We start from the raw sequence: 22,106 nt of genomic DNA on the forward strand, positions 1-22,106 counted from the left end.
GCTCGCTCGCGTGACGCACTCCAACAAGCCTCTGCCGCGCCGCGGTCCCGCCCGCCGCATCGGCCGCACCATCGCACTCGTCCTGCCGGTCTTCCTGGTCCTCACCGGGACCATGGCGGTCGCCACGGTCAACTGGTCGGGGAACCCGGGGAACTCATCGTCGGTGCTCACCGCCTCCGCCGAGCGCGCCTCGGAACCGGCCAAGGCCCGCGCACCGCACACCCTGCTGCGCGACCGCCTGCTGACCGAGCTCCAGGAGAAGGACCCGGGCATCGCCCTCACCCACCTCCAGCAGGAGGTGAACGCCCGTCCGTCGCTCGCCAAGCACTGCGTGTCCCTGGCCCGCGCCCTCGGCCGCGCCGCGGTGAAGCAGTACGGGCCGACCCGCGCCCAGTCGTTCTCCCGACCGGTCTGCGACACCGCGTTCGCCGCGGGCGTCGCCCAGCAGACCTGAGCAACCGCCGGGGCACCGCGCGTGCCCCGGCCACCGACAGCCCGCGGCACCGACGCCCCGGCTCCGCCCCGCAGCCGTAGCCCGCCGGCCTTCACAGGCCCGCGTACGGCCCCCCGGGCGGCCCGGGGCGTCCGCACGCCACCGCACCGCCTCACGGCCCGCCTCGCCCCACCGCACCGCCGCCCCGTCCGTCCCGCCGCTCCCCGCATACAGTTCGGGCATGACGAGCACCCCCGAGTCCCGCCCGACGCAGGCGGTCGTCCTGGCCGGCGGCCAGGGTTCACGGCTGCGCCCCTACACCGACGACCGGCCGAAGCCGATGGTCGAGATCCCCGGCACCGGAACGCCGATCATCGGCCACCAACTGGCCTGGCTGGCCGCCGAGGGCGTCACCGACGCGGTCGTCTCCTGCGGGCACCTCGCGGAGGTCCTCGAGGACTGGCTCGCCTCCGCCGAACTGCCCCTGAGAGTCAGCACGGTGGTGGAGACCGAACCGCTCGGCCGCGGTGGCGGCCTCAAGTACGCGGCCGCCCGCCTCCCGCATCCCGACCGCTCCTGGTACGCCACCAACGGCGACATCTGGACCCGCTTCTCGCTCCGCGAGATGGCCGACTTCCACACCGAGCGGGATGCCACCGCCACCCTGGCCCTCGCCCGCCCCCGCATCCCCTGGGGCGCCGTGGAGACCGACGACTTCGGCCACATCACGGACTTCATCGAGTCCCCGACGGTCTCGTACCAGATCAACGCCGGCGTCTACGTCTTCGCTCCGTCCTTCGCAGGGCTGCTGCCGGAGCGCGGCGACCACGAGCGCACCACGTTCCCGCGGCTCGCCCGGGAACGGCGCCTGGCCGGATTCCCGCTCCCGCAGGGCGCGTACTGGCGGGCCATCGACACCGCCAAGGACCTCACCGAGGCCGCCAAGGAGCTCTCCCGGCAAAGCCGTTGACCGAACCGGCACCGAGCGGAACCGCCACCCCACGACGGCTTCGGGCCCGGCACCCCACACGGGATACCGGGCCCGAAGCCGACAACACGAGCTGTTCCACGCCGATCCGGACGACAAGCCCTAGCCGAGCAGCCCTCCGACCAGCCGCCCCTGGTTCTCGTTCGACCCGCCGTTGCCCGAGTCGGGCGGCGGGTTCTCGGCCGGAGCCTCGCCCCCGCTCGTGCCACCGCCCGTGGACGGCGCGCCCCCGGGGTCCGGCGGCGGCGCGGCGGGCTGCTGCTCCTGCGGCGGCGCCTGCCCCGTGGTGCCCTGCGGCTGGTTCGGCTGCTGCCCGGTGCCACCGGCCGGCGACGACTCGGGTGCCGTACCCGGCTGCGTCGCCCGCGCGGACGGCTCCGCGGGGCCAACCTGACCCGGCGTGCCGGACGACGACGGAGTGCGGCGCTCGTCGCGCCGCTCCCCGGGCTTCTTCGGCAGCGGCGAACCCGGCAGTTCGTTGCGCGGGGACTCCCCGGGCCCGGGAACCCGCACCCGGTCGGCGTCGCGCACCGCACCGCCGAGCAACGCGCCGACGAGCAGTGTCAGACCGACCAGGACCGCGGCGATCAACGCGCCCCTGCGCAGCACCCGGCGGCGCAGATCCCAGATGTCCGCGCGCGGCCCGAGCGTGCGCCAGGCCTCACCCGCGAGCCGCGCGTCGACCGAGTACACGGGCGCACCGGCGATGATCAACGGGCTCCAGGCGGCCAGGTAGAGCATGTCCGGCGCGTCGTAGACCGGCACGCTCCGCCAGCTGACCGTCACCAGGAGGGCGGCCGAGAGCAGCGCCCCGATACCCGCGGCGAACCGCTGCCAGAGCCCGAGCACCGTCAGGACCCCGACGCCGACCTGCAGGAACGCGATGAACAGACCGGCACCGACCGGGTGCTGGAGCGCGAAGTCGCGCAGCGGCTCGGCGAGCGCCCACGGGTGGAGCGAGGTCAGCCACTTGACCATCGAACCGCGGTCGCCGCCGTCGAAGTACACCGGGTCGCAGAGCTTGCTCATGCCGGCGTAGATCGAGATGAAGCCGAGGAAGATCCGCAGCGGGAGCAGCACCACGCCGAGGTTCATCCGGCGCCCGGGGTAGTACGCGTGCCGCACCGGGTCGCTGCCGGAGCGTCGCCGCCCGGTCGACCGGTCCGCCTGGTCACGGTCGAGGTCGTACGTGTCGTCGTCGCCGTACCCCGCGAACATGCCGGCGTCGCGCCCGCCTTCACCCGCGCCACCGCCCCCGCCGGCGGACGGGAGCAGCATCGTCTCGTCCGTGCGGGGGTGTCGGGGAGCGACGACGTGCGGCGTCTCGACGGTGCTCTCGGTGTCGCCGTACGCGGGATCCGCGACGCCGACCCGGGGGATGACCTGCGTCGCCGCACCGCCCTCGAAGGTCTCCAGCGGGGCACGGGCGTCGTCACCGTGCCGGACGCCGCTGCCGCGCACCGCCTGCAGGAGCCCGGTGGCACCCGGGTCGCCGGGCTCGCTGCGGCCGCTCCAGACGACCGGCGCCCGCCGCCTGCGGACGGCGCCGGCGGCTCCCGCCACCGGGATCACCGTGGTCGCCGCAGCGGCCCCGGTGGACGCGAAGTGCCGTGTGATGCGCGGGGACTGGGCCCGCTGAGCTGCGGGAAGCTGCACGCGGAAGCTCGCGTGGTTGACGACGACCTGCGCCGGATCGCACGGCACCTTCGCCATGCTCAGCGCGGGACCCTCGTCGAAACCCGAGGTGCTTCCGCCCGTGGGTGTGCGGGGTGTTCTGGTGTCCACACTCATCTAACCGAGTGATGTGTGGTTAGGACACTGCCTCGGACGCCCCGATCTGTCCGGACCGCGTCAAGCCCCGCCGTACGTCCGGGCCTTGGGCCCGACACCCGTCAACGGCCCGGCCGCCGCACCCACTCGGCAACGGCGGCCGGCACGCGCGCGTGCCACCGGTCAGGCGCGTCGGCGCGCCGCCTCGTACAGCACAACTCCCGTGGCCACACCGGCGTTCAAGGACTCCGCGCCACCCGGCATCGGGATCCGGGCGAGGATGTCGCAGGTCTCGCCGACGAGCCGGGACAGGCCCTTGCCCTCGCTGCCGACGACGATCACCACGGGGCCGTCCAGGGCCGCGATGTCCCCGACCTCCGTCTCGCCGTCCGCCGCCAGACCGACCACGGTGAGCCCGGCCTTCTGGTACCCCTCGAGCGCCCTGGTCAGGTTGGTCGCCCGCGCCACCGGCGTACGTGCCGCGGTACCGGCCGACGTCTTCCAGGCTCCCGCCGTCATCCCGGCGGCACGCCGCTCGGGCACCACGACGCCGTGCCCGCCGAAGGCGGTCACGGAACGCACCACCGCGCCGAGGTTGCGCGGGTCGGTGACCCCGTCCAGCGCGACGATCAGCGGCTCCTCGCCGTTGTCGTAGGCCACTGCGGCCAGGTCCTCGGGGTGGGCGTACTCGTACGGCGGTACCTGCAGGACGACGCCCTGGTGGTTCAGACCGTTCGTCATCCGGTCCAGCTCGGCGCGCGGCGCCTCCATCAGGTTGATGCCGCCGCGGTCGGCCGCCAGCTGCAGCAACTCGCGCACGCGCTCGTCGTTGTCGATGAACTGCTGCACGTAGAGCGTCTTCGCGGGCACGCCCTCGCGCAGCGCCTCGACGACCGGGTTACGGCCGACGACCATCTCCGAGGTGCCCTTGCCGCCGCGCCGCTGCGGCGGCTTGCGGGTCGCGGCCCTGGCCTGCGCCCCGGCGATCCGGTTCTTCTTGTGTCCCTTGCGCGCCTCGGCGGGCGGCGTCGGGCCCTTTCCCTCGAGCCCGCGGCGCCGCTTGCCACCGCTGCCGACCTGCGCGCCCTTCTTGTTGGACGTGCGGCGGTTCCTGCGCTGGCTGTTCCCGGCCATGACCTACCTGTTTCTGACTGCGTATGTGCGTACGTATAGGAAGTGTGCAGCCCGGCCCACCCGGCAGCACGTTCACGACGGGTTCAGTGGGCGGTCACCGGGGTCCGAGGGTCCAGCGTGGACCCTCCGGGCTGTCCTCGATGACCAGGCCCGACTGGCCGAGCTCGTCGCGGATGGCGTCGGCGGTCGCCCAGTCCTTGCGGGCGCGGGCCGCCTCCCGCTGCTGCAGCACGAGCCGCACCAAGGTGTCCACCGCACCGTGCAGTTCGTCGCCACCGCCCTGGTCGCCGGCCCAGTGCTCGGCGAGCGGGTCGAGACCGAGTACGCCGAGCATGGCACGGACCTCGGCGAGCCGGGCGACGGCCGTCTCCTTGTCGTCCGCGGCGAGCGCCGAGTTCCCCTGCCGGACCGCGGTGTGCACGATCGCCAGGGCCTGCGGCACACCGAGGTCGTCGTCCATCGCCTCGGCGAAGGCGGGCGGCACCTCGGCCGCGGCAGGGACGGCCTTCCCCGCCTTTTCGCTGACCCGCTGCACGAAGCCCTCGATCCGCGCGAACGCGGACTCCGCCTCACGCAGGGCTTCCACGCTGTACTCGATGGTCGAGCGGTAGTGCGGGGTGCCCAGGTAGTAGCGAAGGACGATCGGACGCCACTGCTTGACCATCTCGCTGACCAGCACCGAGTTGCCGAGCGACTTGGACATCTTCTCGCCGGACATGGTCACCCAGGCGTTGTGCACCCAGTACGAGGCGAAATCGTCGCCGTAACCCTTGGCCTGCGCGATCTCGTTCTCGTGGTGGGGGAAAACCAGGTCGAGCCCGCCGCCGTGGATGTCGAAAGCGGTGCCCAGGTACTTGTGCGCCATCGCCGAGCATTCCAGGTGCCAGCCCGGCCGGCCGCGGCCCCAGGGCGTCTCCCAGCTGGGCTCACCCGGCTTCACGGCCTTCCACATGGCGAAGTCCCGCGGGTCGCGCTTGCCGGTCTCGCCCTCGCCGGACGGCTGCCGCAGATCGTCCAGGTCCTGGTTGGACAGCTGCAGGTAGCCGGGGAAGGAGCGGACGTCGAAGTAGACGTTCCCGTCCGCCTCGTAGGCGTGCCCGCGCTCGATCAAGCCGCACATCATCTCGATCATCTCGGTGATGTGCCCGGTCGCGCGGGGCTCGTAGGTGGGCGGCAGGCAGCCGAGCGCGGTGTAGCCGTCGTTGAACGCGCGCTCGTTCTCGTAGCCGATCGCCCACCAGGGGCGGCCCTGCTCGGCGGACTTCTTGATGATCTTGTCGTCGATGTCCGTGACGTTCCGTACGAACGTCACGTCGTAGCCGCGGTAGTCGAACCAGCGGCGCAGGATGTCGAAGTTGAGCCCCGACCTGATGTGCCCGATGTGCGGTGCGGCCTGCACGGTGGCGCCACACAGGTAGATCGAGACACAGCCCGGCGTGAGCGGGGAGAAGTCACGGATCTGCCGGGCGCTGGTGTCGTACAGGCGAATGGTCACGCATCAAGGGTAGTGCGCCCACAGCAGTGCCCCGCGCCCTGTCCGTGGCCGCGGGACACGTTTGCGACTTTCCGGCGCGGTCCGCCGCGGGGGGCGTTCCGGCCGGACGTCTACAGCCTGCCGACGACCTTGCGGGCCTTGACCCGGACGACCACGCGCTCGCCGTCGCTGGCCGACGCCGGGTTGAACTCGCCGTACGACTTGCCCGTGTACTTGAGTGCCAGCTCGTCGATCAGTTCCTGGCCGCCCTCGGTGGTGATCTCGGCGGTGCCGCGGATCTCGGCGTACGTGTACGGGGCGTCGAAGGGCTGCACGACGACCGTGACGCGGGGATCGCGCCGCAGGTTCGCCTCCTTGCGCCGCCCGATCGTGGTGGAGAACAGCAGGTCCTCTCCGTCCCGCTTCACCCACACCGGTGACACCTGCGGACTGCCGTCCGGCTGGATGGTGGCGACGTTGATGAAGACGGGGGTGTCGAGAACTTCCTTGAGCTGGTCGGAGAGTTGAGCCGACATCGGGGTGCCTTCCTGGCGACGGGGTGCGGGTGTTCCGGGCCCGGTCGGGGCCCGGAACAGGAGCGTAGCCCTCCACCCGCTTCCGGACCCGTTCCCGGATGCGTGCTCGGCCTGGGCGCGGCCCTCGGCTCAGACGCGAACGACGAGCGCCGTCGCCAGCGCCGCCAGGCCTTCCGCCCGCCCGGTCAGACCGAGGCCGTCGGTCGTCGTGCCGGACACCGACACCGGTGCTCCGACCGCGGCGGACAGTACACGCTGCGCCTCGCCCCGCCGCTTGCCGATCTTCGGCCGTACGCCGATGACCTGGACGGAGACGTTGCCGATGGCGAAGCCGTGGGACCGCACGATGCGGGCGGCCTCGGCGAGCAGCGAGACTCCCGAGGCGCCGGACCACTCGGGCCGCGAGGTCCCGAAGTGCGCGCCGAGGTCGCCGACACCGGCCGCGGAGAACAGCGCGTCGCAGGCGGCGTGCGCCGCGACGTCCCCGTCGGAGTGCCCGGCCAGGCCGTACTCGTCACCGTCCCGGCTCTCCCACTTCAGGCCCGCGCACCACAGCTCACGACCGCGCTCGAAGGCGTGCACATCGGTGCCGATGCCGACCAGCGGCAGGCCGGCGGGGGCCGACGGTTCGGCGGGGCTCCCCGCGGGTGTCTCAGAAGCCATCGTCGGTCCTCCTGCGTGCGAGTACGGCCTCGGCCAGTACGAGATCGAGCGGCCGGGTGACCTTGAACGCCTCTTCGTGGCCCGGCACCACGACGACCGGGTGCCCGAGCTGCTCCACCATGCCGGCGTCGTCCGTGGCGCCCTCACCGTTCAGAGCCACGGCCCCGTGCGCGCGCTGCAGCACGGCACGGTCGAAGCCCTGCGGTGTCTGCACGGCGCGCAGCCGGGACCGTACGGGAGTGGCGACCACCGGTTCCGCCGCACCTGGCGCACCGGGCTCGACCTCCTTGACCGTGTCGGCCAGCGGCAGTGCGGGGACGACGGCGGGCGCACCGGCGCGCTGCGCCTCGACGACGGCGTCGACGGTGTCCACGGGGACGAGCGGACGGGCGGCGTCGTGCACCAGGACGGAGCCGATGCCGGGCGGCAGTGCCTCGAGTCCGGCGCGGACCGACTCCTGACGGGTGTCGCCGCCGGGGACCACGAGCAGTTCGGCACGGGACGCGGGCAGGTGGTCGTCGAGCAGGGTCTTCACCTCGTCGACGCCGTCCGCGGGCGCCACCACGACGACGAGGGAGACGGCGCGGGAGGCGGCCATCGCACGGACCGCGTGGATCAGCATCGGGGTGCCGTCGAGCGTCCGCAGCGCCTTGGGGGCGCCGGGGCCGAGCCGTACGCCGCGGCCGGCCGCGGGGATGACCGCGGCAGTGGCCGGCGCGGTGGACCGAGCCTCGTCCGCGGGCCGCGCGAGCGGCGTCCGGGTCGGCTCGGAGCGGGGGCTGGCTTCGTCTGACATCTGGTCCGCGTTCAGGTTTGTTTCCTCGGGCGGGTTGGGTATGGCCACAACAGTGCGGGGCTCGACGTCCCGGCCGGGACCCTTCCGTGACATCCGGCCGGAGACGGGGACGCCCGTGGTCTGAGCCCGGCACTCTCCCCCAGCGCCTTCGGGCGCTCGGGAAAGCGCAGACATGCCGCGGTGCCCGGCGACCAGAGGTCAGCGGGCACCGCGGCATGGTGTTGCACGCATGGTGGTGCGTTACAGCAGGTGGTGCTTTGCGTCAGGACGCGAGGACCTCGTCGAGCAGGGCCTCGGCCTTGTCCTCGTTGGTGTTCTCCGCGAGAGCGAGTTCACTCACCAGAATCTGCCGTGCCTTGGCGAGCATGCGCTTCTCACCTGCAGACAGACCGCGCTCACGCTCCCGGCGCCACAGATCACGGACAACTTCCGCGACCTTGATGACATCACCCGAGGCGAGCTTCTCGAGATTTGCCTTGTAGCGGCGTGACCAGTTCGTGGGTTCTTCGGCATACGGTGCGCGAAGCACCTCGAAGACCCGGTCCAGACCGTCCTGACCGACAACGTCGCGAACGCCGACGAACTCCGCATTGTCTGCCGGTACGCGAACCGTCAGGTCGCCCTGGGCGACCTTCAGCACCAAGTAGGTCTTGTCCACGCCTTTGATCTGGCGAGTTTCGATGGCCTCGATCAGCGCGGCCCCGTGATGGGGATAGACCACGGTGTCGCCAACCTTGAACGTCATGTGACAGGTACCCCTTCCGTGGCTATCCAGAGTAACACGAGAATCGCGGGTTCTGAATGGCGTTTTCGCAGGTCAGGGCATATCTCAGGGCTTGACAACAGTGACAGGAACGTGCTGCGAAGGCTTTGCGGAAGCGGGTATTCGCAGGTCGGAGCCGATGTCCGTGGAAGCCGAAACGCGCGCGTTACATCCTTCGGGGACCCCTCCGCGGGGAGCAAACGTCCCGGTTTGCCCCTCGAAGGATGCACGCATCTCGCTACTCCGTTCGACGTCCACAGAGAGATCCGGGACACGAACCGCGTGAATCCGGAATTGATCACCGGGCCGATCGGCGGAGAGGTCGAGAGAGGCGCCGGAGAGGGACGGCAGAGTCATCCGTAGATCACTCCGGATGACGATCGCGGGCATCACGGAGAGAGGCCGCAAGATCCGCCGATGATCAATTCTCCGTACCGCCACGCATTCCTTACGGGAAATCCGCAGCCGGATCGTGGCGACGACTATGTGAAAGCCGAACGAACTTCGAACGGCCGACGCGAAACAGAATCGGCCGACGCGGTACGGCCCTCCCCTCCGACGCCGCCGATCCGGTGGCAGGTGCGAAGGGGCGGGTCGGGTGCGAGGGCGGGAGGACGGCTCGGTAATCTAAGGCCGCTGACAGACCAACAGGCGGCTGTGACACCCGGTCCGCCCGCCCGAGTTCAAGGAGTTGCCGCGCCGTGAGCCTCCCCCAAACTGCTGCCGGGGGTGTCCGCACCCTCCGCCGCGGCGCCATCGCCGCCTCCGTTCTCGCCCTGTCGATCGGCGCCCTCACCGCGTGCAGCGCCGGCAACAACGCGCAGACGCTCGGGGTGCAGCCGGACGACGCGGCCGCCACCGTCGACGACATCCAGGTGCAGGGCGCGATGGTCGTCACGCAGCCCGACCTGAAGTCGACCGGGCCTGCCGCGGTCGCCGCGACGATCTACAACAACGGCGACAAGGCCCAGACCCTGGACTCGATCACCGTCGACGGGACGCCCAAGGCGGCGACCCTGAAGCCCGCGAAGGGCGGCGGCAAGATCACCGTCCCGGCGGACGGCTACGTCGTCATCGGCGGTGCCGAGAACGCCTCCGCGGTACTGCCCAGCAGCCGCGGCTCCGTGGTCGACGGCAACGCCCAGCGCGTCACCTTCACCTTCAGCAAGACCGGCAAGGTCCAGCTGCGGACCTTCGTGGTCCCGGCCAAGAGCTACTTCGGCCAGGTCGGCCCGACCGAGATCCCCAAGGCTCCGGACGCCAAGCCCAGCAAGCCCGCCAGGCCCACCGACGGCACGACACCCGCCGACGGCGAGCAGCCGTCCGGCGATGCCACGCCGACGGACGGCGCCACGGGCGCGGGAGCAGGCGACGGAGAGGGCACGGGAGCCGGCACCGGCGCCGGGGCAGCCGACGGCGCCGCCTCGAACGACGCCGGGCACTGAGCCTCGGAGCTCCCGGCCACGCACCGTCCGGCCGGGAGGTCCGAGTACGCCGAGGGCCCCACCGCCACAAGCGGTGGGGCCCTCGGCATGGGCAGGGCCGGCGGCCGGTGAGGCCTACGGCTCGAACTTGTAGCCCAGGCCGCGCACGGTCACCAGGTAGCGCGGGGCGCCCGGGTCCGGCTCGAGCTTGGCGCGCAGGCGCTTGACGTGGACGTCGAGGGTCTTGGTGTCGCCCACGTAGTCGGCGCCCCAGACGCGGTCGATGAGCTGCATCCGCGTCAGCACACGGCCGGCGTTGCGCAGCAGCATCTCCAGGAGGTCGAACTCCTTCAGCGGCAGGTCGACCTTGGAGCCGGAGACGGTGACCACGTGGCGGTCGACGTCCATCCGGACGGGTCCGGCCTCGAGGGCGGCAGGCGTGACCTCCTCGGGCTCACCGCGGCGGCGCAGTACGGCGCGGATGCGGGCGACCAGTTCGCGCGAGGAGAAGGGCTTCGTCACGTAGTCGTCGGCCCCTATCTCCAGGCCGACCACCTTGTCGATCTCGCTGTCCTTGGCGGTCACCATGATCACCGGGACGTTGGAACGGCCACGCAGCTGACGGCAGACCTCGGTGCCGGGCAGGCCGGGGAGCATCAGGTCGAGCAGGACCAGGTCGGCGCCGTTGCGCTCGAACTCGTCGAGCCCGTCGGGCCCGGTGGCGGCTATGGCCACCTCGAACCCTTCCTTGCGGAGCATGTAGGACAGAGCGTCGCTGAAGGATTCCTCGTCCTCGACGACGAGCACTCGGGTCACGGAAGGACCTCCGGGGCAGGAAGCGGCTCACGGGTCTCGCGAGTCACGCGGTGGGTCGAGCGGTCTGCGGGACGGTCCTCTTCGTCGAGGTCCGCGTCCTCGTGGTGGAGCGGCTTGCGGTCGCGTGCGGAACCCGCCTCGGGCAGCCGCAGGGTGAAGGTGGAGCCCTGTCCCTCCGAACTCCACACGGTGACCTCCCCGCCGTGCGAGGCGGCCACGTGCTTGACGATGGCGAGGCCGAGGCCGGTGCCGCCGGTGGCCCGCGAACGAGCGGGGTCGACCCGGTAGAAGCGCTCGAAGATGCGCTCCTTGTCCCGGTCGGAGATGCCGATGCCCTGGTCGGTCACGGCCAGCTCGATCAGCTCGCCGCCGGAGGCGCTGACGCGGCGGGCGGCTATGCCCACGCGGGTGCGGGCCGGGCTGTAGTTGACGGCGTTCTCGACGAGGTTGCCGAGGGCGCCGACGAGTTGGCCGCGGTGGCCCCATACGTAGAGGCCGTTGGTCCGGGGGGATCCCTCGGCGCCGTTGCCGATGTTGGAGGCCATGGTGATCTGCTTGGCGGAGGCCTGGTGGCGGCAGCGGTCGATGGCCTCGGCGACCAGTTCGTCGACGCGTACGGGTTCGGCGTCCTCCAGGGGGTCGTCGTTCTGCACGCGCGAGAGGTCGATCAGTTCCTGGACCAGATTGGTCAGCCGGGTCGCCTCGACCTGCATCCTGCCGGCGAAGCGCTCAACGGCCTCGGGGTCGTCGGCGGCGTCCATGACGGCCTCGGAGAGCAGCGAGAGGGCGCCCACGGGGGTCTTGAGCTCGTGGCTGACGTTCGCCACGAAGTCGCGGCGTACGGCCTCGATACGGCGGGCCTCCGTGAGGTCCTCGACCAGGAGCAGCACGAGGCGGGAGCCGAGCGGGGCCACGCGCGCGGAGACGGCGAGTGCCTCCCCCCGGCCGGTGCCACGGCGCGGCAGGTCCAGCTCGACCTGTCGTATCTCGCCGTCCCTGCGGGTGTCGTGGGCCATCTTGAGCATCGGGTCGACGGCGAGCTTGCCGCCGCGCACCAGGCCGAGGGCGTACGCGGCCGAGCTGGCCTTGACGACGGCGTCGGCCTCGTCGAGCACCACTGCGGAGGAGCGGAGCACGGAGAGGACCGTGTCCACGCCCGGAGGCAGGACAGGGTCGATGTGCAGAGAGGTTCTGGTGGGGCGCTTCTGCTCGCGTTCGCTCCAGCGGAACGCCAGCGTGGCGACCACCCCGGTACACACGCCGGCGATCGCAGCCGCTGCGGCGACCGCCGCGTTCACGTCCATGCCCCCAGGTTAGGCATGGGTCAGGGGCGGGCCACAGCCGTCCGCCTGTCATCTCGGACACTCGTCGCCGAGAGTTCACCGACGGTACGGGGTTGGTTCATTTGGGTGGCTCTGCAGCTGGACGAACCGGGCACCCACGCGCGGGAGGGGCGGTAGAGGACGTTCCGCGTCGCCCAGAGTTCACCTCGACGACCAGGTTGATTCATACCGGGTGCCGGTAACGGTCGCGTTCGGACCCCACCGTGGGAGCGTGGGGAGTCAGAGCCCCGGACGTACGAGAGAGGGACATCCATGCGGGACGCGTACCACGAGGAACTGGACTCGATCGGCGAAGGCCTCGTCGAGATGGCCCGGCTCGTCGGCTCGGCGATCGGGCGCGCCACCACGGCCATGCTCGACGCCGACCTGAAGCTGGCCGAGAGTGTGATCGCCGCCGACCAGAAGGTCGACGATCTGCAGCACGACCTGGAGGCACGGGCGATAGCCCTGCTCGCCCGGCAGCAGCCGGTGGCCACCGATCTGCGCATCGTCGTCACCTCGCTGCGGATGAGCGCCGACCTGGAGCGTTCCGGCGACCTCGCGCAGCATGTCGCGAAGCTGGCCAGGCTCCGCTTCCCCGAGTCGCCCGTGCCGCACGACCTGCACGCCACGCTCCTCGAGATGGGGCAGCTCGCGCAGCGGCTCATGGCCAAGGCGGCCGAGGTCATCATCACCAAGGACATCGATCTGGCGCTGCAGCTCGAGCAGGACGACGACGAGATGGACCTGCTGCACCGCACGCTCTTCCAGCACCTGATGGACGACCGCTGGAAGCACGGCATCGAGACGGCGGTCGACGTGACGCTGCTCGGCCGCTACTACGAGCGGTTCGCGGACCACGCGGTGTCGGTCGCGAAGCGTGTGGTCTACCTGGTCACCGGTGAGCACGCGGACGAGCTCCAGGCGGGCGGGGCGCAGCCGGTGGAAGGGGCCTGAGGCCGGGCCGGGCGGTTCCCGCGAGGGGCGCGCAAGGCGCGGTCGGCCCGGACGAGAGCCTCCGTGCGCCGTTGATGCGCCTCGGGAGCTGGGCATGAACTGGGCGTAGGCAACTGCGCCTTCGTGGCGCACGACGAGGAGGGTCCCATGGCCGACACCCCCACGCCCGACGCCCCACAGGAACCCGCGTCCACGGCCGAACCGGCCGGGGCTCTGCACCTCCCCCTGCTCGCCGCGTGCGGATGCGGTTCGGGCTGCGGCTGCGGCTGCCAGCAGGGGGCGCCCTGTCAGTGCGGCGGCTGACGCAGCTGCCGATCGGCTGATGCGCGCGGGCCGGGCTGGCCCAGGCGGGCCGGCGCGGGCTTCTCCGTACGGGCCGGAGCCAGCTTCTCCGTACGGGCGGGAGCCGCTCGCGAGGTCAGAGCCGTTCCGTGTGGTCAGCGCTGTTCCGTGCGGTCAGCGCCGTTCCCGTGCGGTCAGCGCTGTTTCCGCGCCGTCAGAGCTGCTCCGCGCGGAGTGCTTGGCGGAGGTCACGGGTCAGGTCGTCGGCGGCCTCGGGATCCTCGTCGAAGGCGGCCGGTGTGTTCTGGAACAGCGCGACGTGCCACCGGCCCGCCGCCCCGTCCCGTACGGCGACCAGGGACTGGACGGCGTGCGCGGCCGGATTGAGGTCCGTGCCTCCGGGCGGGACCATGCCCGCGTCGGCCCGCAACAGCGCGCTGTCCGCCCCCAGCGGGCGGACCTCCCGCACCAGGGCCACGTAGGCGGCGGGATCGTGGGCGTCGAAGAGGCCGGTCAGGTGGTCCTCGATCGCCTCGCGCCCGAGGACTGTGCTGCCGTCGAACCCGATGCTGGCGCCGTCCTCGGTGAAGTGGCCGGCGAATCCGGCGGCGTCGCGGGCGTTCCAGCTCGCGAGCAGCGAGCGGTGCAATGCCTCCGGGTCCGGCATCCCGACCACGGAATGGGTACTTCCGGTCATGGTGCCTCCCTCTGCCACCACCGTAGCCCCGGCTCCTCGCCCCAGCCCGGCGCTCGCCGGTGCGAAGATGTGCCCGCGGACGGTCGCAGGGATCGGCCGGCCGCCGGGATCCGATGAATCGGGGGCACCCATGGCGGAGCTGAGCCGAGGTCAGAACACACCCGTGGGCGCGGGCCGTGTCACGGCCGAACTGGGCCCGCCGGGTGCGCCGTTGGACCTCAGCGCCCTTCTCCTTGACGCGGCCGGCAAGGTCAGGTCCGACGCCGACATGGTCTTCCACAACCAACCCGCGGCCGAGGTGGGAGCGGTACGGCACCTTTCCGCGGACACCGCCGGGCCCGAGCGGATCGAGCTCGAACCGGCCCTGCTGCCCGCCGATGTGGACCGGGTGGTGCTGGTCGCCAGTTGCGATCCCGGGGACACGTCCCGCACCTTCGGCGACATCCCGGCCGTCTCGGTCCGGGTCACGGCACCGGGCGCGGAGCCTGTGCTGTTCGACCCGCCGCCGTTCACCGCGAGCGAGCGCGCCGTGCTGCTCCTGGAGTTCTACCGTCGGGCCGGCGCCTGGAAGCTGCGCGCCATCGGCCAGGGTTACGCGGAGGGCCTCGCCGGACTCGCCACCGACTTCGGAGTCCATGTCGACGAGCCCGCGGTGCCCGCGCAGGCTCCCGCACCTGCTCCTGGGGCACCCGCGCCTACGCCCACGCAGGTTCCGGCCCCCGCCTGCGCTCCTGCCCCCCACGCCACGGCCGAACCTCACCAAGCCACCGCTCGGCGCCGTGAGTCTGGACAAGGGCAGCCGGATCGCGACCAGCCTGGACAAAAAAGATCCGGAGCTGGTCGTCACCGCGACGCTCGAATGGGACGGCGGCAACGACCGCCGCCGCAAGCAGGGCGCCGACCTCGACCTGTACGCGCTGTTCGTCCCGGCCGCCGAGGCCCTGCGCGGTCCGACCGCCCCCGGCTCCCTGGTCAAGCGCCACGTGCCGCACGGCGACCCTGCGGTCCCCGGCATCGCGCCGCGGCGGGACGTGCGCCGACCGGCCAAGGGCGAGGGCTCGAACGCGGTCTACTACCGGAACCTCGGTTCCCTGCAGGACGCCCCGTTCCTGCGCCTCGACGGCGACTCCCTGGAGCCGGGCGTCGAGACAGTCCGGATCTCCCGGCCCGAGGAGCAGGGCTACGTGCTGTTCTGCGCCTACTCGGCGGTGAGCAACGGCTTCGGCTCGTTCCGCAGCTTCGGCGCCAAGGTCGTCGTCACGGACAGCCGCGGTTCGACGGTGACCGTGCCGCTCTTCGAGAACGCGAAGACCAGGTACTGGGTCGCCATCGCCCTCGTCGACTTCACCGTCCCCGAGGGCGCATCGATCCAGCACATCGAGGCCTACGGTGGCCGCATGGCGGAAAGCCGCCCGGTCCTGCACGCGGACGGCACCATCGAACTGAACGCGGGCCCGGCGGAGTTCAAGCGCCCCGGCTGACCCCCGCCGTCACCGCCCGGGCCCCACAGACGTACGCCCTCGACGCACACCGCGCGTGCACGTCGAGGGCGCGGATCCGGCGTCTGCGGCTACTTCTTCTTGCCCTGATTCTTGACCGCCTCGATGGCTGCCGCGGCGGCGTCCGGGTCGAGGTAGGTGCCACCGGGGTTGACCGGCTTGAAGTCGGCGTCGAGCTCGTAGGCGAGCGGGATGCCGGTGGGGATGTTCAGGCCTGCGATGTCCGCGTCGGAGACGCCGTCGAGGTGCTTGACGAGTGCGCGCAGCGAGTTGCCGTGCGCCGCCACCAGGACGGTGCGGCCGGCCAGGAGGTCCGGGACGATGCCGTCGTACCAGTACGGCAGCATGCGCGTGACGACGTCCTTGAGGCACTCGGTGCGGGGGCGCAGCTCCGGCGGGATGTCCGCGTAGCGCGGGTCGTCGCTCTGCGAGTACTCCGCACCGTCCTCGAGCGGCGGCGGCGGGGTGTCGTACGAGCGGCGCCACAGCATGAACTGCTCCTCGCCGAACTCCGCGAGGGTCTGCGCCTTGTCCTTGCCCTGCAGAGCGCCGTAGTGACGCTCGTTCAGACGCCAGGAGCGGTGGACCGGGATCCAGTGGCGGTCGGCGGACTCGAGGGACAGCTGCGCGGTACGGATCGCGCGCTTCTGCAGCGAGGTGTGCACGACGTCGGGCAGCAGGCCCGCGCCCGCGAGGAGTTCACCGCCGCGGACCGCCTCCTTCTCGCCCTTCTCGTTGAGATTGACGTCCACCCAGCCGGTGAACAGGTTCTTCGCGTTCCACTCGCTCTCGCCGTGGCGGAGGAGGATCAGCTTGTACGGTGCGTCGGCCATGCGTCCGAGCCTAATCGAAATCCGTTGGTGCGCCGCGCCGGGGAATCGTAAGCTGCGCGCGTCAGATTCGCCTGTTACGTGTGCTCGTCGCGGCCGTGTGAGCAGGCACCTTCCGCCTGTCATGCCTCCGGGAGCACACACGTGTCCGTCGCGTCTCTCCGAAGAGCCACGAGAGAGAGCGTCTCGGGTCTGCCCCGGGAGTTCTGGTGGCTTTGGACGAGCACCCTCGTCAACCGTCTCGGCGCCTTCGTCGCCACCTTCATGGCGCTGTACCTGACTGTCGACCGTGGCTACTCGGCCTCGTACGCCGGTCTGGTGGCAGCGCTGCACGGCCTCGGCGGTGTCGTCTCCTCGATCGGCGCCGGTGTGCTGACCGACCGGCTGGGGCGGCGCCCGACCATGCTGGTCGCCCAGATCTCGACGGCCTTGTCCGTGGCCCTGCTCGGCTTCATGACGGAGCCGCTGTCGATCGCCGCGGTGGCCTTCCTGGTGGGCATGGCCTCGAACGCCTCGCGTCCCGCGGTGCAGGCGATGATGGCGGACATCGTCGAACCCGAGGACCGGGTACGGGCGTTCGCGCTCAACTACTGGGCCATCAACCTCGGGTTCGCGCTGTCCTCGGTCGGCGCGGGGTTCGTCGCCGAGTACAGCTATCTCGCGGGCTTCCTCGGAGAGGCCGTCCTCACCCTGACCTGCGCGGTGCTGGTCTTTCTGAAGCTTCCCGAGTCCCGGCCCGAGCGGGCGGACGGGGCGGACGCCGCCGCGGACGAACCCGCGGTCAGCCTCGGCACGGTGCTGCGGGACGGCCGTTTCATGGGGGTCGTCAGCCTGTCGTTCCTGATCTCCCTGATCTTCATGCAGGCGCACGTCGGTCTGCCGGTGGCGATGGGCCAGGTGGGCTTCTCCTCATCGGACTTCGGCATCGCGATGGCCGTCAACGGCGTGCTGATCGTGGCCCTGCAGATCCCGGTGACCCGGTTCATCGAGCACCGCGATCCGCAGAAGCTGCTGATCATCTCCGCGCTGCTCGCGGGCTACGGCTTCGGGCTCACCGCCTTCGCGGGCTCGGTCGCGGTCTACTCCCTCACGGTGATCGTCTGGAGCCTCGCCGAGATCGTCAACGCACCGACCCAGATGGGCCTCGTGGTCCGTCTTTCGCCGCTCCACGGCCGTGGGCGCTACCAGGGCGTGTACTCACTGTCCTGGGCGGTGGCGGCCCTCGCGGCGCCCCTCCTCGCGGGCACCGTCATCGACCGCTTCGGCGCCGACTGGCTCTGGGCCGGCTGCGCGGCGCTCGGGACGGTGGCGGCGCTGGGCTACTGGCTGCTGATGCGGGGGCTGCCGGAGCCGGTGGTGCCGGTGCGGGTGCCGAAGCCGCAGGAGGCTGCGAGCGTGGAGCAGCCCACGGAGCCGGAAGCGGTGGAGCGGGCCGTCTGACCGCCGGGCATGAACGGCTACGGCTGCCGGGGCTCCGTGAGGTGGCTGAAGGCATCGAGGTTGCGGGTGGATTCGCCGCGGGAGACGCGCCAGGCGTACTCGCGGCGGATCGCGGAGGCGAAGCCGAGCTCGAGGAGGGTGTTGAAGGCGCCGTCCGCGGCCTCCAGGACCGAGCCGAGGAGGCGGTCGACCTCGTCGGCCGTGACGGCGGCGAGCGGGAGCTTGCCGGCCAGGTAGATGTCGCCGAGCGGGTCGATCGCGTAACTGACGCCGTAGAGCTTGAGGTTGCGCTCCAGGAGCCACCGGTGCACGCCCTCGGCGTTCTCGTCGGGGTGCCTGATGACGAAGGCGTTCACCGACAGGGAGTGGCGGCCCACGAGCAGTGAGACCGTGGTGGACAGCTTGCGGGTGCCGGGGAGCTTCGCGACGTAGGAGCCGGGTTCCGGGTTCTCCCACTCGATGCCGGCCTCCGTGAGCGCCGCCTCGAGGGTGCCGCGGGCCGCGTCCTCGGCGGCCGCCGAGGAGGCCTTGGCGTCCGTCGTGCCTACCGCTGATTCAGCCATGTTGCGAGCGTACGCGACTGCCTCGGGCTGTCCTGGTGGCGGCGTACTCGTGCATCGCCGCCGTGTAGACGTCGGCGGTGGCCGAGGCCGCGGTGCCCCAGCCGAAGGACTCGGCATGGCGGGCCGCGGCCTCGCCCATCCGGTCGGTCAGGTGCTCGTCGTCGGCGAAACGGGCCAGCACGCGCGCGTAGGCGGCCGGTTCGTGGCCCTCGACGAGGTATCCGCTGACCCCGTCCCGTACGGCCACCGGCAGACCACCGACGGAGGCGGCGATCACGGGTGTGCCGGCGGCCTGGGCCTCTATGGCGACGAGGCCGAACGATTCGTTGTACGACGGCATGACGAGGACGGAGGCGGCGCGGAACCAGTCCGCGAGCTCCGCCTGCCCGACCGGCGGCCGGAAGTGCACCACGTCGGCCACGCCGAGCCGGGACGCGAGCTTCTGCAGCCCCTCCGGTTTGGCGAGCCCGCTGCCGCTCGGCCCGCCCACGACGGGTACGACGAGCCGCCTGCGCAGCTCGGGCCGGTGGCTGAGCAGGTCTGCCACGGCCCGCAGCAGGACGTCCGGCGCCTTGAGCGGCTGGATGCGGCCGGCGAAGAGCGGGATCAGGACGTCCTGCGGCAGTCCGAGCCGCTGTCGGGCGGCTCGGCGGCCGTCGGCGGGGCGGAAGAGTTCGAGGTTGACCCCGGGGTGCACGACGGCGACCTTCGAGGGGTCGGCCGCGTAGTGGCGTACGAGCTCGTCGGCCTCCTCGTCGGTGTTCGCGACCAGGCGGTCGGCGGCGTCGACGATCTGGGACTCGCCGATGACGCGGGCGGCCGGTTCGGGGGTGTCGCCCTCGGCGAGAGCGGCGTTCTTGACCTTGGCCATGGTGTGCATGGCGTGCACCAGGGGGACGCCCCAGCGGTCGGCGGCGAGCCAGCCCACGTGACCGCTCAGCCAGTAGTGCGAGTGGACCAGGTCGTAGTAGCCGGGCCGGTGTCCTGCCCAGGCCTGCATCACGCCGTGCGTGAAGGCACACAGCTGGGCGGGCAGCTCTTCCTTGGCGAGGCCCTCGTAGGGACCGGCGTCGATGTGCCGGACCAGCACTCCCGGAGCGAGCTCCACGCGCGCGGGGAGGCCGCCGGTCGTCGCGCGCGTGAAGATCTCCACCTCGATGTCGATGGCGGCGAGGCGTTTTGCCAGCTCCACGATGTAGACGTTCATCCCGCCCGCGTCCCCGGTGCCCGGCTGGTGCAGCGGTGAGGTGTGCACGCTGAGCATGGCGACCCGGCGGGGCTTTCGGTGCCCGCCGGAGATGCGGAGCCGTGAGGGTGTGCTGACGCTGTGACGTTCGCCGAGCCCGGTCCCGTACTGGCCCACTTGGCGGTCCTCCTTGCGGACGTGAGGCACTCTTCAGCTCGAAAACACCGGAGCACGCCGCTCCATTTCCACTTTGCCAAATCATTGCCCGCCACGCTCAACCGTTTCTGCCCCACACCTGATGGGAGGGCGTCCCCCGCCCGTACGAATCCTTCCGGCGTCCCCGGATACTGGGGCTCATGGCCCGCACCCGTCCGGTAGGGACCGTCACGCGCGGGACCACCAACCCCAATCGACTGCGCCGCATGGACCGCTGGATCGCGGCCGTCCACGGCTCGGCCCTGCAGCGGGCCACCGCCCCGCTCGCGGTCGATCTCGGCTACGGCGCGGCCCCGTGGACGGCGGTCGAACTCCTGCACCGGCTGCGGCGGGCCGCCCCCGCCGCCGAGGTCGTCGGCCTGGAGATCGACCCCGCCCGGGTCGCGGCGGCCCACCCGTACGAGGTCGACGGGCTGACCTTCCGGCACGGCGGCTTCGAGGTCCCCACCGAACGCCCGCCCCTGCTGATCCGTGCGGCTAACGTGCTGCGCCAGTACGACGAGGAGCAGGTCGCCGGCGTCTGGCAGCAACTCAGGTCCCGGCTCGCGCCGGGCGGTCTCCTGGTCGAGGGCACTTGTGACGAGATCGGCCGGCGGCACGTCTGGGTGGCGCTCGGGCCGGAAGGTCCGCGCACGGTGACGTTCGCGACCCGCCTCGGCTCGCTCGAGCGCCCGTCGGATCTCGCGGAACGGCTGCCGAAGGCGCTGATCCACCGCAATGTGCCGGGCGAGCCCGTGCACGCGTTCCTGCGCGACTTCGACCGGGCCTGGGCCGTCGCAGCGCCCTATGCGGCGTACGGGGCGCGGCAGCGCTGGGTGCGCGCGGTGACGGATCTGGGCTCCGACTGGCCTGTGACGGACCGCAGTTCGCGGTGGCGGCAGGGCGAAGTCACGGTGGCGTGGGAGGCGTTGGCACCGCGAGGGGGAACGCGAGGGGGAATGCGCCCGTAGCGCGTGGTTGACGCCGATTCGACTGCTGTTGACGGCGTTTCATCCCGTAGCCGGGGCCTTGCGGTGCTCTGCCGACCGTATCCGCCCCGCGCTTCACGTAACCCACACGAGTGGCGAGCGGAGGCCGGGGAACGTCTGTCCGGGGCCGTACGTCAGAAGTGGCGGATGGGGGTTCGGGGCCGTGTGCCGGTCTGTTGGATTGGACGCGGGCGTGGCACCATCCCGGGAAACCACGGATGTTACTGACGCGACATCAGTTTTAGGGGGACAGCGTGATCGGCAGGCGTTCATCGACCATGACGGCCGCCGCGCTCCTGTGCGCGGCGACGGTACTGGCCGCGTCCGGCCCGGCGTCGGCAGACCCCCGGACCAGGCCCGTCGCCGAACCGGAGCCCCGAACTCCGGCCACCCCCAAGACACTTGCCGACATACACAAAGAGGTCGAGCGGCTCTACCACCAGGCAGCCGTGGCCACCGACGCGTACAACCTCGCGGAGGAGAAGGCCGACAAGCAGTCGACCGAGATCGTCCGCCTGGCCAAGGACCTGGAGAAGGGCCGCAAGAAGCTCAGCGGCCTGAAGCAGCGCGCCGGAGCCGCGGCCCGCGCGCAGTACCGCGGCGGCGGGATGCCGCCTCAGGCGCAGTTGATGCTCAGCGACGATCCGCAGAAGTACATCGAGAGCGCGGACCGACTGCACCAGGGCCAGAAGGCGACCAAGGGTCTCCTCGGCGAACTGACCAGGACCCAGCAGGACCTGGAGTCCTACGCCAAGAGCGCGACCGAGCAGTGGAAGAAGCTCGAGGCGAACCGCAAGAAGCGCGCCAAGGCCAAGAAGCGCATCAAGGAGCGGATCGCGGCGGCCGAGAAGCTCGAGTCGAAGCTGGCCGCGGACGAGCGCAAGCGACTGCGCAAGCTCGAGGAGAACGCCCAGCTCGAGGCACAGACCGCCTGGCTCGATTCGGGCATCCTCAAGGAGATCGACGGCCGGGCGACCGCCGCGGGCAAGAAGGCCATCGAGTACGCCACGGGCCAGATCGGCAAGCCGTACGTCTGGGGCGCCGAGGGGCCGGACTCGTTCGACTGCTCCGGGCTCACCTCGCAGGCCTGGGTGGCCGGCGGCCGCGTGATCCCGCGGACCTCCCAGGAGCAGTGGAAGCAGCTGCCCCGTATCGACATCAAGGACATGCGCCCGGGCGACCTGATCATCTATCAGAAGGACGCCAGTCACGTCGGGTTGTACATAGGAGAGGGCGCGATGGTGCACGCACCGCGGCCCGGGCGCGATGTGACGATGGCAGGCGCGGGTTCGATGCCGATCCTGGGCGTGGTCCGGCCGGACAAGTAGCACGGCGGGTCGGCACGCCGG

General features: G+C 71.5%; 22 protein-coding genes and 1 pseudogene. 10 read left to right on the forward strand and 13 right to left on the reverse strand.

Annotated features, from left to right (window positions below):
• The first annotated feature begins 10 nt into the window (after positions 1–10).
• A complete protein-coding gene (locus DSC45_RS23040; RefSeq protein ID WP_119293822.1) occupies positions 11–454 on the forward strand; it encodes a hypothetical protein in 444 nt (147 codons plus the stop codon).
• A gap of 220 nt (positions 455–674) precedes the next feature.
• Entirely contained in the window at positions 675–1,403 is a 729-nt protein-coding gene (locus DSC45_RS23045; RefSeq protein WP_119293823.1) for a nucleotidyltransferase family protein, read from the forward strand.
• 120 nt (positions 1,404–1,523) lie between these two features.
• Here DSC45_RS23045 and DSC45_RS23050 read toward each other — a convergent pair whose 3' ends face one another.
• From DSC45_RS23050 to DSC45_RS23080, 7 genes are all read right to left on the reverse strand, one after another.
• Positions 1,524–3,212, reverse strand: coding sequence for a DoxX family protein (locus tag DSC45_RS23050; RefSeq protein ID WP_240434790.1), 1,689 nt, complete (start codon positions 3,210–3,212; stop codon positions 1,524–1,526).
• A 162-nt stretch (positions 3,213–3,374) separates the two neighbouring features.
• The gene (gene rlmB, locus DSC45_RS23055; RefSeq protein ID WP_119293825.1) at positions 3,375–4,325 is read right to left on the reverse strand and encodes a 23S rRNA (guanosine(2251)-2'-O)-methyltransferase RlmB; all 951 of its coding nucleotides are present in this window, start codon (positions 4,323–4,325) and stop codon (positions 3,375–3,377) included.
• A 94-nt stretch (positions 4,326–4,419) separates the two neighbouring features.
• Complete coding sequence (cysS, locus tag DSC45_RS23060; RefSeq protein WP_119293826.1) at positions 4,420–5,820, reverse strand: cysteine--tRNA ligase; 1,401 nt, start codon at positions 5,818–5,820, stop codon at positions 4,420–4,422.
• A gap of 110 nt (positions 5,821–5,930) precedes the next feature.
• The gene (locus DSC45_RS23065) at positions 5,931–6,335 is read right to left on the reverse strand and encodes a PPOX class F420-dependent oxidoreductase (protein WP_119293827.1); all 405 of its coding nucleotides are present in this window, start codon (positions 6,333–6,335) and stop codon (positions 5,931–5,933) included.
• Between the two features lie 129 nt (positions 6,336–6,464).
• Positions 6,465–6,998, reverse strand: coding sequence for a 2-C-methyl-D-erythritol 2,4-cyclodiphosphate synthase (ispF, locus tag DSC45_RS23070; protein ID WP_119293828.1), 534 nt, complete (start codon positions 6,996–6,998; stop codon positions 6,465–6,467).
• Entirely contained in the window at positions 6,988–7,794 is an 807-nt protein-coding gene (ispD, locus tag DSC45_RS23075) for a 2-C-methyl-D-erythritol 4-phosphate cytidylyltransferase (protein ID WP_119293829.1), read from the reverse strand. The genes ispF and ispD overlap by 11 nt, the downstream gene beginning before the upstream one ends.
• A 262-nt stretch (positions 7,795–8,056) precedes the next feature.
• Entirely contained in the window at positions 8,057–8,539 is a 483-nt protein-coding gene (locus tag DSC45_RS23080; protein ID WP_003953493.1) for a CarD family transcriptional regulator, read from the reverse strand.
• 719 nt (positions 8,540–9,258) lie between these two features.
• Here DSC45_RS23080 and DSC45_RS23090 point away from each other — a divergent pair.
• Complete coding sequence (locus DSC45_RS23090; protein ID WP_119293830.1) at positions 9,259–10,002, forward strand: DUF461 domain-containing protein; 744 nt, start codon at positions 9,259–9,261, stop codon at positions 10,000–10,002.
• Positions 10,003–10,116: 114 nt separating this feature from the next.
• On the opposite strand, the gene DSC45_RS23095 is transcribed toward DSC45_RS23090, so the two are convergent.
• Both DSC45_RS23095 and DSC45_RS23100 read right to left on the reverse strand, forming a co-directional pair.
• Entirely contained in the window at positions 10,117–10,797 is a 681-nt protein-coding gene (locus DSC45_RS23095; protein ID WP_119293831.1) for a two-component system response regulator PhoP, read from the reverse strand.
• The gene (locus DSC45_RS23100; protein ID WP_119293832.1) at positions 10,794–12,101 is read right to left on the reverse strand and encodes a two-component system sensor histidine kinase PhoR; all 1,308 of its coding nucleotides are present in this window, start codon (positions 12,099–12,101) and stop codon (positions 10,794–10,796) included. The genes DSC45_RS23095 and DSC45_RS23100 overlap by 4 nt, the downstream gene beginning before the upstream one ends.
• A 291-nt stretch (positions 12,102–12,392) precedes the next feature.
• Here DSC45_RS23100 and phoU point away from each other — a divergent pair, with 291 nt between their 5' ends.
• Together phoU and DSC45_RS35835 are read left to right on the forward strand one after the other, a co-directional pair.
• Positions 12,393–13,076 carry a phosphate signaling complex protein PhoU gene (gene phoU / locus DSC45_RS23105; RefSeq protein ID WP_119293833.1) on the forward strand — a complete coding sequence of 228 codons (684 nt, stop codon included), beginning with the start codon at positions 12,393–12,395 and terminating at the stop codon, positions 13,074–13,076.
• Positions 13,077–13,223: 147 nt separating this feature from the next.
• A complete protein-coding gene (locus DSC45_RS35835) occupies positions 13,224–13,379 on the forward strand; it encodes a hypothetical protein (protein WP_162929312.1) in 156 nt (51 codons plus the stop codon).
• A 193-nt stretch (positions 13,380–13,572) separates the two neighbouring features.
• Here DSC45_RS35835 and DSC45_RS23110 read toward each other — a convergent pair whose 3' ends face one another.
• Positions 13,573–14,055, reverse strand: coding sequence for an SgcJ/EcaC family oxidoreductase (locus tag DSC45_RS23110; RefSeq protein ID WP_205571398.1), 483 nt, complete (start codon positions 14,053–14,055; stop codon positions 13,573–13,575).
• A 130-nt stretch (positions 14,056–14,185) separates the two neighbouring features.
• Between DSC45_RS23110 and DSC45_RS36490 the strand changes: the two are divergent.
• Together DSC45_RS36490 and DSC45_RS36495 are read left to right on the forward strand one after the other, a co-directional pair.
• Positions 14,186–14,623 (forward strand): annotated as a pseudogene (locus tag DSC45_RS36490) (TerD family protein); the annotation flags it as partial.
• A 211-nt stretch (positions 14,624–14,834) separates the two neighbouring features.
• The gene (locus DSC45_RS36495) at positions 14,835–15,536 is read left to right on the forward strand and encodes a hypothetical protein (RefSeq protein ID WP_240434791.1); all 702 of its coding nucleotides are present in this window, start codon (positions 14,835–14,837) and stop codon (positions 15,534–15,536) included.
• Between the two features lie 89 nt (positions 15,537–15,625).
• On the opposite strand, the gene DSC45_RS23120 is transcribed toward DSC45_RS36495, so the two are convergent.
• A complete protein-coding gene (locus DSC45_RS23120; RefSeq protein ID WP_119293834.1) occupies positions 15,626–16,387 on the reverse strand; it encodes a phosphoglyceromutase in 762 nt (253 codons plus the stop codon).
• Positions 16,388–16,528: 141 nt separating this feature from the next.
• On the opposite strand from DSC45_RS23120, the gene DSC45_RS23125 reads away from it, so the two are divergent.
• Entirely contained in the window at positions 16,529–17,824 is a 1,296-nt protein-coding gene (locus DSC45_RS23125; RefSeq protein ID WP_119293835.1) for an MDR family MFS transporter, read from the forward strand.
• 17 nt (positions 17,825–17,841) lie between these two features.
• Here the strand turns inward: DSC45_RS23125 and DSC45_RS23130 are convergent, their stop codons facing one another.
• Positions 17,842–18,387: a type III secretion system chaperone family protein gene (locus tag DSC45_RS23130; protein WP_119293836.1), complete on the reverse strand. Its 546-nt coding sequence runs from the start codon at positions 18,385–18,387 to the stop codon at positions 17,842–17,844.
• Positions 18,380–19,750, reverse strand: coding sequence for a D-inositol-3-phosphate glycosyltransferase (mshA, locus tag DSC45_RS23135; protein WP_119293837.1), 1,371 nt, complete (start codon positions 19,748–19,750; stop codon positions 18,380–18,382). The genes DSC45_RS23130 and mshA overlap by 8 nt, the downstream gene beginning before the upstream one ends.
• A 179-nt stretch (positions 19,751–19,929) precedes the next feature.
• Between mshA and DSC45_RS23140 the strand changes: the two genes are divergently transcribed.
• Both DSC45_RS23140 and DSC45_RS23145 read left to right on the forward strand, forming a co-directional pair.
• Entirely contained in the window at positions 19,930–20,739 is an 810-nt protein-coding gene (locus DSC45_RS23140; RefSeq protein WP_119293838.1) for a class I SAM-dependent methyltransferase, read from the forward strand.
• Between the two features lie 296 nt (positions 20,740–21,035).
• Positions 21,036–22,085, forward strand: coding sequence for a C40 family peptidase (locus DSC45_RS23145; protein WP_119293839.1), 1,050 nt, complete (start codon positions 21,036–21,038; stop codon positions 22,083–22,085).
• Positions 22,086–22,106 lie beyond the last annotated feature (21 nt).

Origin of the sequence: Streptomyces sp. YIM 130001 (genome assembly GCF_003574445.1) — a bacterium.
Taxonomy (GTDB): domain Bacteria; phylum Actinomycetota; class Actinomycetes; order Streptomycetales; family Streptomycetaceae; genus Streptomyces.